This window comes from Actinocrispum sp. NPDC049592, assembly GCF_040675465.1.
Classification (GTDB): domain Bacteria; phylum Actinomycetota; class Actinomycetes; order Mycobacteriales; family Pseudonocardiaceae; genus Kibdelosporangium.
Genome location: NZ_JBFAPA010000018.1, coordinates 40,934 through 52,800, shown reverse-complemented (window position 1 = coordinate 52,800; position 11,867 = coordinate 40,934). Strand labels below are relative to the sequence as shown.

11 protein-coding genes are annotated in these 11,867 nt (G+C 70.1%); 4 read left to right on the top strand and 7 right to left on the bottom strand.

The window, feature by feature from the left end:
• Positions 1-45 precede the first annotated feature (45 nt).
• Complete coding sequence (locus tag AB0J95_RS36670) at positions 46-531, bottom strand: DUF5130 family protein (RefSeq protein ID WP_364768744.1); 486 nt, start codon at positions 529-531, stop codon at positions 46-48.
• Positions 518-787 carry a hypothetical protein gene (locus AB0J95_RS36665; RefSeq protein ID WP_364768741.1) on the bottom strand — a complete coding sequence of 90 codons (270 nt, stop codon included), beginning with the start codon at positions 785-787 and terminating at the stop codon, positions 518-520. Before AB0J95_RS36665 ends, AB0J95_RS36670 begins: the two co-directional genes overlap by 14 nt.
• Before the next feature lie 377 nt (positions 788-1,164).
• Between AB0J95_RS36665 and AB0J95_RS36660 the strand changes: the two genes are divergently transcribed.
• The gene (locus tag AB0J95_RS36660; protein ID WP_364768739.1) at positions 1,165-1,668 is read left to right on the top strand and encodes a hypothetical protein; all 504 of its coding nucleotides are present in this window, start codon (positions 1,165-1,167) and stop codon (positions 1,666-1,668) included.
• Here AB0J95_RS36660 and AB0J95_RS36655 read toward each other — a convergent pair.
• Positions 1,665-2,192, bottom strand: a complete 528-nt coding sequence (locus tag AB0J95_RS36655; RefSeq protein WP_364769293.1) for an HNH endonuclease — start codon at positions 2,190-2,192, stop codon at positions 1,665-1,667. The two genes, AB0J95_RS36660 and AB0J95_RS36655, sit on opposite strands and share 4 nt — an antisense overlap.
• Before the next feature lie 293 nt (positions 2,193-2,485).
• On the opposite strand from AB0J95_RS36655, the gene AB0J95_RS36650 reads away from it, so the two are divergent.
• Genes AB0J95_RS36650 through AB0J95_RS36640 form a run of 3 tightly spaced genes read left to right on the top strand, consistent with a single transcriptional unit; the run spans position 2,486 to position 5,452 of the window.
• Entirely contained in the window at positions 2,486-3,463 is a 978-nt protein-coding gene (locus tag AB0J95_RS36650) for a mechanosensitive ion channel family protein (protein WP_364768736.1), read from the top strand.
• Positions 3,460-3,843, top strand: a complete 384-nt coding sequence (locus tag AB0J95_RS36645; RefSeq protein WP_364768733.1) for a globin — start codon at positions 3,460-3,462, stop codon at positions 3,841-3,843. The genes AB0J95_RS36650 and AB0J95_RS36645 overlap by 4 nt, the downstream gene beginning before the upstream one ends.
• Positions 3,844-3,898: 55 nt before the next feature.
• Complete coding sequence (locus tag AB0J95_RS36640) at positions 3,899-5,452, top strand: glycoside hydrolase family 13 protein (RefSeq protein ID WP_364768730.1); 1,554 nt, start codon at positions 3,899-3,901, stop codon at positions 5,450-5,452.
• On the opposite strand, the gene AB0J95_RS36635 is transcribed toward AB0J95_RS36640, so the two are convergent.
• Genes AB0J95_RS36635 through AB0J95_RS36620 form a run of 4 tightly spaced genes read right to left on the bottom strand, consistent with a single transcriptional unit; the run spans position 5,449 to position 11,770 of the window.
• Complete coding sequence (locus AB0J95_RS36635; RefSeq protein WP_364768728.1) at positions 5,449-5,685, bottom strand: hypothetical protein; 237 nt, start codon at positions 5,683-5,685, stop codon at positions 5,449-5,451. The two genes, AB0J95_RS36640 and AB0J95_RS36635, sit on opposite strands and share 4 nt — an antisense overlap.
• Before the next feature lie 46 nt (positions 5,686-5,731).
• Positions 5,732-6,370, bottom strand: coding sequence for a hypothetical protein (locus tag AB0J95_RS36630; protein ID WP_364768725.1), 639 nt, complete (start codon positions 6,368-6,370; stop codon positions 5,732-5,734).
• The gene (locus AB0J95_RS36625) at positions 6,363-6,791 is read right to left on the bottom strand and encodes a thioesterase family protein (RefSeq protein WP_364769291.1); all 429 of its coding nucleotides are present in this window, start codon (positions 6,789-6,791) and stop codon (positions 6,363-6,365) included. Before AB0J95_RS36625 ends, AB0J95_RS36630 begins: the two co-directional genes overlap by 8 nt.
• A 23-nt stretch (positions 6,792-6,814) precedes the next feature.
• On the bottom strand, positions 6,815-11,770 hold the full coding sequence (locus AB0J95_RS36620; RefSeq protein WP_364769289.1) for an NAD-glutamate dehydrogenase: 4,956 nt from the start codon (positions 11,768-11,770) through the stop codon (positions 6,815-6,817).
• Between the last annotated feature and the right edge of the window lie 97 nt (positions 11,771-11,867).

Here is an 11,867-nt window from a genome sequence, read left to right as displayed (position 1 = left end):
AAGGGCCCCGCTCGGGTGAGCGGGGCCCTTCGTCGTCCGGGGGTCTTACTTGCTGGAGCCGGCCTGGTCGGAGAGCATCCGCAGGCCGCTCACCAGGCCGCCGACCAGGTCGCCCTCCTTGAAGGACGCGACCATGCTCATCACGGCCAGCTTGCAGCCGCGGTCGGGCAGCCGCAGGTGGGCCTCGTGGCCGGTGACCAGCTCGACCGCGCGCTGTCCCGGGGACACCGCGATCAGCACCGAGTGGCTCACGTCCTCGGCCGAGCCCGCGTGCAGGCTCTCCGCCTCCGCACGGGTGTCCTTGCCCAGCGCGCCGAGGTAGATGCTGAAGCGCAGGCCGGTGGCGCGGCTGGACAGGGTCAGCGCCTCGTCCAGCCGGGCCAGCTGCACCGGCGTGAACGGCAGCTCGGGAGTGGCCAGCTCGTACGCCCTGGCCACGGACAACCGGCCGGTGTGGGTCAGCACCGTCCCGGCCGGGAGCTGGGACTCGTCGATGACCGGTCCCGCCTTGACGACCTCACCAGCTGCCACGGGCACCTCCCCACGCGGTCCGCGTGTTCGACGCGGAGTCTTCGGCCACTGTGTCTCCGGCGTCTCCGGCAACCACCGGCACCGGCTGGGCGCCTTCCGGGTTCGCGGTCCACCAGACGGGCGGGTAGTCCCAGTCCTGTCCGGGCCGGTACCTGGGCGTCTTGGACGCGCGCACACGCAACGTCAGCAGCGCCACGACGCCATAGATGGCCCCCGGGATCGCCACGAAGACAAGAACGGTCTCGACCAAGCTCACATCGGTAAAGGTAGCCGACGGGCCACTGCCGCAGATTGTCGGGCCACCCCTGAAGTCCAAGATCACCCGGTGGCCACTGTGTCCGGTGCCACACCCCGCCCGGAACCGCTCCCAGCGCGGATTTGGTCTGTTATGCATCCCAAATAGCTGGACTTCCTGCTTGCTTGGTAACCCATATGCGCCAAGTGCTGGCCGGTTGTGTCCGACGGCCGGACCAGCATGGCCTGGCGAACGGGGGCAACGGTTGATTTTTGGACGGGTGCACCGACTTGACGGCTTGCCAGTAGCCTTGAACCCTCTTAGCTTTCACCTGTACGGACCTTGCGGAACCCGCTCTCAGCACACTTCTCACGTTTTAGTCACGAGGAGGCCCCGACATGACCACGATGCCGACCCCCGATCAGGCGACCTTCACCGCTCGTATTGCTGCTCTGTGTGATGGCTCCGCGGAGGGCACTCGGGTCACTGCCGGCACTCGCGTCACGCGGGGCACTCGCGTCACCCGCGGCACCAGGGTGACCGCCTGCTCCAGCAGCTCAGCGGCGGGCACGCGCGTCACGGCGCACGAGGGCACCAGGGTTACTCGCGGTACCCGCGTCACTGCTCTGACCGAGGGCACCCGGGTCACCGCGCTCACCGAGGGCACTCGCGTGACGGCCCTGGCCGAGGGCACGCGCGTCACGTCCCTCTTCGAAGGCACCCGCGTCACGGCGGGCACCCGCGTCACTCGCGGTACCCGGGTCACCCGTGGCACCCGCGTGACCGCCGGTACCCGTGTCACCCGCGGTACCCGGGTCACGTCCGGCACCCGCGTCACGCGCGGCACCCGAGTGACCCGCGGGACCAGGGTCACCGCGGGTACTCGCGTCACCGCCGCCTAAGCCGCCGGCTCGCCCAGGTAGGGCAGCCAGAGCGGGTCCGCGTCAGCCACACCGGCGAGCAACCGCCAGTGTGGCCCTCGTGGCGCAGCGGGTACTACACGCAGGCGCCACCCCAGCTCCGACAACAGTTTGTCCGCCTTGCGGTGGTTGCACTTCGCGCAGCTCGCCACGCAGTTCTGCCAGGTGTGAGGTCCGCCACGGCTGCGTGGGACCACATGGTCGATCGTCTCCGCCCGGCCGCCGCAGTACGCGCATCGATACCGGTCACGGTGCATCAGACCGGCCCGCGTCAGCGGCACCCGGCCGCGATACGGTACGCGTACGTAGTTACTGAGCCGGATCACCGAGGGGATCTCCACGCTCGACGTGGCCGAATGCATCAGCAGTCCGGTCGGATCACCGTGCACGACTTCGGCCTTGCCACACACCACGAGCACGACGGCACGCCGCATGGGCAGCGCGGTGAGCGGCTCGAACGTGGCGTTGAGTAACAGAACCCTGCGACGACCCCAGGGCACGGGCAGGCCTGTCGACGCCGTGCGCCGCTCCGCGTCTGGATGCGCGGACAGCGCTACCAGCGAGGCTGTCTCGGCGCCGGATGCGCCGGTCTTGGCCTCGCTGATCGGAGTCGGTATTCGGTCGGGCACGCGACCACCTCCACCGGGGTGCAGGCATAGTCGACCATAAATCACACCTCTCGCGCACGTGTGTTGACGCACGTGTCACGTCACCAGTTGTTGAAACCCTCGTGAACACCGGGATCGCCGCCCGTCCGTAAGGTGGTCGGCGACTGCCCGCACGGATAGAGAACGGATCGATGAACCCCATCCTCAGCGAGCCCCCCACCTGCGTGAACGACGTCGGCACGCTGTGCCGGGCGGTGTTCGAGATGACCGGGAACCCCTGGTTGTCCGGTGCCGTCGGCTGGCTGGCGAACGCCCCGCTGCGGATCCTGATCATCCTGGTCATCGCGTTCCTGGTGCGCTATGTCGCGCGCCGGACGATCGACCGGCTGGCCCGCGGCGCGAGCAACGGAAAGACCCCCCGGATCCTGCGGCCGCTCAAGGAGCGCGCCCCGCAGTCGTACGGGCTGCTGGTCTCCGAGCGCCGCCAGCAGCGGGCCCAGACGATCGGCTCGGTGATGAAGTCGGTGGTCTCGTTCGTCGTCTACGGCCTGGCGTTCATGCTCATCCTTGGCGAGATCGGGATCAACCTGGGACCGATCATCGCCTCGGCGGGCATCGTCGGCGTCGCGCTCGGCTTCGGCGCGCAGAACCTGGTCAAGGACTTCCTGTCCGGCGTGTTCATGATGCTGGAGGACCAGTACGGGGTCGGCGACATCGTCGACGTCGGGCCGGCCACCGGGACGATCGAGTCGGTCGGCCTGCGCGTCACCACGCTGCGTGACGTGAACGGGACCGTCTGGTACGTCCGCAACGGTGAGATCAACCGGGTCGGCAACTCCAGCCAGGGCTTCGCCGTCGCGGTCGTGGACACCCCCCTGGGTTACAGCGTCGACATCGAGGCCGCCACCGAGGCGATCAAGCGGGTCGCCACCGAGGCCGTCGAGGCCGAACCGCTGTCCGACGACGTGCTCGAGCCGCCCGACCTGCTCGGTGTGGACAAAGTCACACCGGAGGGCATCACCGTGCGGCTGACGGTGAAAGTCCGGGCCGGGCGCCAGTGGGCGGTGCAACGGGCCCTGCGCGCGCGGATCATCCCGGCGCTAGAGGAGGCCGGCATCGACCCGCCCCTCGGCCGGTTCACTCCCCAGCAGGGGACAATGGGACCGTGACCGAGGCACAGACGTTCTATGAGGCCGTCGGCGGCGAGGCGACCTTCCGCAAGATCGTGGGCCGGTTCTACGCCGAGGTGGCCGCCGACGAGGTGCTCCGGCCGCTCTACCCCGAGGAGGACCTCGGGCCCGCGGAGGAGCGCCTGCGGCTGTTCCTGATGCAGTACTGGGGCGGCCCGCACACCTACTCCGACAACCGCGGCCACCCGCGGCTGCGGATGCGGCACGCGCCGTTCCAGGTGGGTCCGCTGCAGCGCGACGCATGGCTGCGGTGCATGCGGATCGCGGTGGACGAGGCCGGCCTGGCCGAAGAACACCGTGCGCAACTGTGGAACTACTTGGAGATGGCGGCCAACAGCCTCGTCAACAGCTGGGTCTGAAGTTCTGGCCCGAGACCGGCTGGGAATTCCTTCGTGGATGGCAGGATGTCCCATCGTGCAAAGCAATGCCGATCGGCAGTGGTGGCAGGACGCGGTTTTCTACCAGGTGTACGTCCGTTCCTTCGCGGACTCGGACGGTGATGGGGTCGGTGACCTCGACGGCATCCGCTCGCGCCTGGGCTACCTGGAACTGCTCGGCATCGACGCGCTCTGGCTGACGCCGTTCTACGTCTCGCCCATGGCCGACCACGGCTACGACGTCGCCGACCCGCGGGACGTCGACCCGCTGTTCGGTGACCTGGAGAAGTTCGACGCCCTGGTCAAGGAGGCGCACGAGCGCGGCATCCGGGTCACGATCGACTTGGTGCCCAACCATTCCAGCGACCAGCACCCGTGGTTCGCCGAGGCGGTCGAGGCGGCGCCGGGCACGCCGGCGCGCGACCGGTACTGGTTCCGCACGTCCAACCACCCGCCGAACAACTGGACCAGCATCTTCGGTGGCTCGGCGTGGAGCCAGCTGCCGGACGGCGACTGGTACCTGCACCTGTTCGCGCCCGAGCAGCCGGACCTCAACTGGGCCAACCCGGACGTCCGGGCGGATCTGGAGCAGACGCTGCGGTTCTGGCTGGACCGCGGCGTCGACGGGTTCCGGATCGACGTGGCGCACGGGATGGCCAAGCCGGAGTCGTTGCCGGACATGGATCTCGAGCGCGTCGAGCAGGGAAACAGCGTTCTGCACGACAATTCCATCGACCCGCGGTTCGACAACGATGCTGTGCACGACATCCACCGCATGATCCGCAAGGTCGTCGACGGATACCCGGAACGGATGCTGATCGGCGAGATCTGGGTCCGTGAGGACGAGCGGTTCGCCCGCTACCTGCGCCCGGACGAGCTGCACCTGGGCTTCAACTTCCGGTTGCTGTCCGCCGACTTCGACGCCGACGCGGTGCGCACGGCGATCGAGGGCACGCTGCGCGCGGCCCCGGGCGGCACGCCCACCTGGACGCTGTCCAACCACGACGTCGTGCGGCACGTGACCCGCTACGGCGACGGCGAGATCGGCCAGCGGCGGGCCCGGGCGATGGCGTTAGTGGAGCTGGCCCTGCCCGGCGCGATCTACCTGTACAACGGCGAGGAGCTCGGACTGCCCACTGTGGAGCTGCCGGAGTGGGCGCTGCGGGACCCGATCTGGGAGCGTTCCGGGCACACCCGTCCCGGCCGGGACGGCAGCCGGATCCCGGTGCCCTGGGAGGGTTCCCAGCCCCCGTACGGGTTCTCCCCCGGCGCGGAGACGTGGCTGCCGATGCCGCTGGAGTGGGCGCCGCTGACGGTCGAGGCGCAGCTGGAGGACTCCGACTCGATGCTGTCGCTGTACCGGCACGCGATCGAGCTGCGCAAGACCAGCAAAGCCTTCACCGGCACGGAGATTGAGTGGTACGGCGCCCCGCCCGGCTGCTTCGCGTTCCGGCGCAAGGGCGGCGGCCTGATCTGCGCGCTGAACACCACGCCCGCGCCGGTCCCGATCCCGCCCGGCCAGCTGCTGCTGGCCAGCGAGCCCTTGGTGGACGGCCAGCTCGCGCCCGACGCCGCGGTCTGGCTGACCTAAGAGCCTGTGTCGCCGCCGCTGCCGGAATCGTCGGTCAGGGCGTCGTAGACGTACAGGCCCGCGGCCAGCGCGGCGGCGCCCTTCAGGCCGTCGGCCAGCCGGGAGTGCGCAGGCGCGGGCACGTCCGGGGCTGTGCGGTCGTGTGGAAGCGGCTCCGGCCACGGTTCGGGCTCGGGGAACGTCTCGGCGAGCCAGTCCTTGGCCGGGTCGTCGTCCGCGGGCTCATCGGTCATGCCGGTAAGCATGCCCCGGCGAGCCCGGAAACGCTCCTTACGAAACTCAGACGAGCAGCGGCAACAAGGCGTGCCGACGGCGGACGACCGCGCCGAAGCGGGCGTCGATGCGCAGCCAGGAATCGGTGGCGGTGACCCGGACCTGGTCGTCCGGGCCCTCGTTGCCGATGAACCCCATGCCGGACATGGCGAACAGGCAGCGCAGCGGCACCTTGATCTCCATGCCGTCGCTGCTGACGGTCAGCACGGTCTGGTCGAGCAGCGAGGCGGGCGGGGTGCCGTGCGGGCCGGCGTTCTCCCTGGCCACCTCGATCCCCTTGTCCGCCAACGAGGCCACCACCCCGGCGGGCAGCTGGTCGATCACCTGCCAGCCCTGGCCGGGCGGCAGCGCCGAGCGCCACATCATGTCCTGTGAGCGGCCCGGGTCGACCGTCTCGCCGCGCACGATCGCGAGCGCGGCGAGCAGCTCGTTCGCCGAGACGGTCATGTCGCCCGGGCTGAGCGACCCGCGCACGGTCCTGGTGGCCAGCACGTCGAACGGCGTGGCCAGCCAGGCCTCGACGAACTCCCCGTCGCCGCGGGAGCGCAGGCGGATCACCGACGCCGCGTCGAGCCGCACGGCCCTGGCCACGAACGCGCCGAGGTCGTCCCGCTCGTGCGGGTCGCCGAAAGTCAGCTCAGGCACCGTTTTCGCTCTCCGAGCGCCACCCCGCGAGGAAGTCGCGCTCATGTTCGGTCAGCCGCCGCGGCCGTTCGGTCTTCAGGTCGTAGGGGGCCAGCGTGACGTTGGCGACCACACCGACCTTGTCCGACTCCGACGGTCCACAATGGACAACCTGGTGCAGGGTGAAGTCCGCGACCCGCAGCTTGGTCACGGACAGCGCCACCCGGAAGGGCTTGCCGTTGACGAAGAGCGGGGCGTGGTACACCGCGTCCAGCTTGGCCACCACCAGGCCGCTGTCCACCAGCTCGGCCCCATGCCTGGCACCTTCACCGTACAACAGCTGCAGGCGGGCCTCCTCCAGCAACGTCACCGTCTGCGCGTGGTTGACGTGCCGGTAGGCGTCCATGTCGGACCACCTCGGCCAGACCTCGGCGTAGTACACGGCCAACGGACAACCTCCCAGGCTCAGCGGATCATGCTGCGGATCTGGCGGGCCGCGACCGACAGCGTGGCCAGGTCGAGCCGGCCGGCGACGTGCCGCAGCTCGTCCAGGGCCACCCGGGCACGGGCCAGCCGGGACGTGTTCGCCTTCTCCCAGTTCTCGATCTTCTGCGCCGCGGTCTGCCCGGGATCGCTGTGCTGCAACGCGTCCAGCGTGATCGCGCGCAGCGACGAGTACACGTCGTCACGCAACGCCAGCCGGGCCAATGCGTGCCAGCGGTTGCCCCGCTCCAGGCCGCTGATCGAGGTGAGCAGCTGGTCGATGTCGAGGTAGTCGGCGAGCATGTAGTACAGCTCGGCGGTCTCCAGCGGGCTGCGCTCGGTGTCCAGGCCGACCTCGCGCTCGGCCAGCTCGGCCACCTCGGTGATGTCCAGCAGGCTGTACGCGCTGACCAGGGTGCCGACCCGGTGCGCCAGCCCGGCGGGCACACCCGCGGCCTTCCACCGCTCGATCTGCGCGGCCACCAGCTCCGCGTCCGGGCCGCTGATCAGGTCGCCCACCTGCGGCGCGATGTCGTGCACCACCTTGGAGAACCGGTTGATCTCGGCGCCGACCGCGAGCGGCTGCGGCCGGTTGGACAGCAGCCAGCGCGACGCCCGGTCGAGCAGCCGCCGGGTCTCCAGCACCATCTGGTCGGCGATCTCGGTGGACACCATGTTGTCCAGGGCGTCGATCTCCCGCCACACCGACGGCAGGTCGTACACCCGGGTCACCACGGCGAACGCCCGCACCGAGTCGGTCGCCGAGGCGTTGATCTCCTCGGCCAGCCGGAAGGCGTAGGTGATGCCGCCGCCATCGACCAGCTCGTTGATCAGCAGCGTCGTGGTGATCTGCTGGGACAGCGGGTGCGCCGCGATCGCGTCACCGAACCGTTCCCGCAGCTGCGTCGGGAAGTACTCGGGCAGCCGGCCGGCGAACACGCCGGACCGCGGCAGGTCGCTGGCCAGCAGCTCCTCCTTGAGGCCCAGCTTGACGTGCGCGAGCAGGGTGGACAGCTCCGGCGAGGTCAGCCCCTGGCAGGCCTCGTCCATCTCCTTGAACCGGGCAGGCGACGGCAGCGCCTCCAGCTCCCGGTTCAGGCCGCCGTGCTCCTCCAGCCAGGTCACCAGCCGGGCGTGCACGGACACCATCGGCCCGGCGTGCGACCGGCTCACGCCCATCACCGCGTTCTGCCGGTAGTTGTCCGCCAGCACCAGGTCGGCGACCTCGTCGGTCATCTCGGCCAGCAGCTCGTTGCGCTGCTCGCCGGTCAGCCTGCCCTCGGTGACCAGGTGGTCGAGCAGGATCTTGATGTTGACCTCGTGGTCCGAGCAGTCCACCCCGGCGGAGTTGTCCAGCGCGTCGGTGTTCACCTTGCCGTTGGCGCGGGCGAACTCGATCCGGCCGCGCTGGGTCAGGCCCAGGTTGCCGCCCTCGCCGACGACCTTCACGCGCAGCTCGTTGCCGTTCACCCGGAGGGCGTCATTCGCCTTGTCGCCGACGTCGGCGTGCGACTCGCCGGAGGCCTTGACGTAGGTGCCGATGCCGCCGTTCCACAGCAGGTCGACCGGGGCCAGCAGGATCGCCTTCATCAGCTCGGCGGGCGAGAGCTTCCCGACCTCGTCCGCGATGCCGAGGGCCTGCTTGGCCTGCGGGGTCAGCGGGATCGCCTTGGCCGCCCGCGAGTAGACGCCGCCGCCCTCGCTGATCAGCTCCCGGTTGTAGTCGTCCCAGCTGGAGCGCGGCAGGTCGAACATCCTCCTGCGCTCGGCGAACGAGCTCGCCGCGTCCGGCGTCGGGTCGATGAAGATGTGCCGGTGGTCGAACGCGGCGACCAGGCGGATGTGCTCGGACAGCAGCATCCCGTTGCCGAACACGTCCCCGGACATGTCACCCACACCGACGACGGTGAAGTCCTGCGTCTGGGTGTCCACGTCCAGCTCACGGAAGTGCCGCTTGACGGCCTCCCACGCGCCGCGGGCGGTGATGCCCATGGCCTTGTGGTCGTAGCCGACGCTGCCGCCGGAGGCGAACGCGTCACCGAGCCAGAAGCCGTACTGGCAGGCCACCTCGTTGGCGATGTCGGAGAACGTCGCCGTGCCCTTGTCGGCCGCGACCACCAGGTACGAGTCGTCGCCGTCGTAGCGGACCACCTGCGGGGCGGGCACGGTCCGCCCGGCCTCCAGGTTGTCGGTCAGGTCCAGCAGGCCCGAGATGAACATCCGGTAGCAGGCGATGCCCTCGGCCAGCGTCGCCTGGCGGTCCAGGCCAGGGTCACCGGTGGGCGCCGGTGGCCGCTTGACCACGAAGCCGCCCTTCGCGCCGACCGGCACGATCACGGCGTTCTTCACCGCCTGGGCCTTGACCAGGCCGAGGATCTCGGTGCGGAAGTCCTCCCGGCGGTCGCTCCAGCGCAACCCGCCGCGGGCCACCGGCCCGAACCGCAGGTGCACGCCCTCGACGCGGGGCGAGTACACGAAGATCTCGAACCGCGGCCGGGGCTGCGGCAGCTCCGGGATCTGCGCCGGTTCCAGCTTGAACGCCAGGTAGGGACGGGGCTTCCCGTCCTCGTCGCGGACCATGTAGTTGGTCCGCAGGGTGGCGTTGATCAGCCGGAGCAGGCTGCGCAGGATGCGGTCCTCGTCGAGGCTCTTGACCTCGTCGATCAGCGCGGTGATCTCGTCGGTCTGGGCCGAGGTCATCGCTTCGCGGGACGGCTCGTCCAGGTTCAGCGAGAACCGCGTCTCGAACAGCCTGACCAGCGCTGTCGCGATGTCCGTGTGCGCCAGCACCGAGTTGACGATGTACTCCTGGCCGAACGGGGTGCCCGCCTGCCGCAGGTAGCGCGCATAGGCACGCAGCACCGTGGCCTGCCGCCAGTCGATCCCGGCGCGCAGCACGAGCGCGTTGTACCGGTCGGTCTCCGCCTCACCGCGCCAGGCCGCGCCGAACGCGTCCTGGAACTGGGTGCGGGCCTGTTCGATCTGCTCGTCGGTGCGGTTCTCCAGCGGCTTGGCGTCGATCCGCAGGCCGAAGTCGTAGATCCACCAGTCCCGGCCGCCGTCGTTGCGCAGCGGGTACGGGCGCTCGTCGATGACCTCGACGTCCATCCGGGTGAGCACCGGCAGCACCTGGGAGAGTGTGACGCCCTCACCGGCCAGGTACAGCTTGAACCGCCGCTCGCCGGGACCGGCGTCGTCCGGGACGTAGAACTGCATGTCCATGTCGCCGTCGTTGGCCAGGCCCTCGAGCCGCCGCAGGTCCTTCAGCGCCTCGGCGGCGGTGAAGTCCTCCTTGTAGGCCTCCGGGAACACGCCGGCCAGCCGCTGGCCCAGCTGCCCGGCGGACTCCGCGCCCATCGACACGGTGCCCAGCTCCTGCTGCTCGGCCAGGATGGCCTCGGCCATCCGGTCCTCCCAGCTGCGGATCGCCATGGTCAGGCGTTCCTGGATGCGGGCGACGTCCGGCTCCTCGGTGGTCTGCCTGGCCGGGTCGGTGTGCACCGTGAAGTACACCTGGGCCAGGGCGAACTCGCCGATCCGGGCGTTGTACTCCAGGTTCGACCCGCCGAGCTCCTCGAGCAGGACCTCCTGCATGGCCAGCCGCGTGGTCGTGGTGTAGCGGTCGCGCGGCAGGAACACGAAGCACGAGTAGAACCGGCCGAACGGGTCGCGGCGCAGGAACAGCCGCAGCCTGCGCCGGTCGGCCAGCGCGATCACGCCGGTCGCGGTGGCGTACAGCGACTCGGCGCTGGAGGAGAACAGCTCGGCCCGCGGCCAGTTCTGGATCACCTCGAGCATCCGCTGGCCGTTGTAGGAGTCCAGCGGGAACCCGGCCTGGTGGATGACCTCGCGCACGCGGCGGGCCACCACCGGGATGTCCAGGACGTTGTCGTGCTGGGCGGCGGTGGTGAACACACCGAGGAACCTGTGCTCGCCGGTGACCTCACCGGCGTCGTCGAAGGTCTTGACGCCCACGTAGTACGGGTAGACCGAACGGTGCACTGTGGACGGTGCGCTGGCCTCGGTGAGCACCAGCAGCTTGGGCGCCAGGGCGTGCGCGACCGAGTCCGGCCCGGCCGTGAGGCTGCGCGCGGCCAGGCTGTCCTGTCTGAGGACACCCAGACCGGTAGCGAGCACGCCGCGCAGCGCCGGGTCTGTTTCGCCTTCCGCACGGACCAGTTCGTACTGCCGGTAGCCCAGGAATGTGAAGTTCCCGTTGGACAGCCAGCGCAGCAGCGCGGCCCCGTCGGCGACCTCCTCGCCGCCCATCGGCAGCGCGCTCGCGTCCAGCGACTCGGCCAGCGCCAGGGCCTGCCCGCGCATCTTCTCGGCGTCCTCGACGACCTCGCGCACATCGTTGAGCACGGAGTACAGGCCGGTGGCGATCTCCCGGCCGCGGTCGGGGTCGGTGACCAGGTCGATCTCGATGTACATCCAGGACTCGACCAGCGCGTCCGCGGGCGGCGAACCCGGGTCCGCGGTGGGCAGCACCTCGCGCAGTCCCCCAGTGACATCCCGGCGCACCACGACGATGGGGTGCACCACGCGCTGGACCTGTACGCCGCCGCGGACCAGCTCGGCGGACACGGACTCGACCAGGTACGGCATGTCGTCGGTCACCACTTGGATGACCGTGGCGCTCGTGCACCAGCCGTCCACCTCGGCGGTCGGGTTGACCGCGCGCACCTCCGGCCGCCCGGGCACCCGCTGCGCGGCCAGGTCGAGGTGCGAACGCACCGCGCCGACCAGGTCGGCCGGGCCGAAGCCGATGACCTCCTCCGGCGGCACGTAGCGGTAGTACAGGCGGATCAGGTCGGCGATGTCGGACGCTAACCCGGCCGCGGCGTCCACCAGCTCGTCCCGGATCTGCTCGGGACTCGCCAGGGCCGGCTTCGCGGTTGCTGTCTCCGGGTGGGACTGGACTCCAGTCGACGTCATGTTCAGCGGCTCCACGCTCATCGGCACCGTGTGCGGCACCCCTTTGTGCCTGTTGTTGTGCCAGCTGCGGCCTAACCCTAGTTGGGCGGCGTCGCCG

Bases quoted from the DNA above. Each gene is read 5' to 3' on its own strand.
- AB0J95_RS36650 (WP_364768736.1), top strand. From the start codon at position 2,486: ATGAACCCCATCCTCAGCGAGCCCCCCACCTGCGTGAACGACGTCGGC.
- AB0J95_RS36635 (WP_364768728.1), bottom strand. From the start codon at position 5,685: ATGACCGATGAGCCCGCGGACGACGACCCGGCCAAGGACTGGCTCGCC.
- AB0J95_RS36660 (WP_364768739.1), top strand. From the start codon at position 1,165: ATGACCACGATGCCGACCCCCGATCAGGCGACCTTCACCGCTCGTATT.
- AB0J95_RS36620 (WP_364769289.1), bottom strand. From the start codon at position 11,770: ATGACGTCGACTGGAGTCCAGTCCCACCCGGAGACAGCAACCGCGAAG.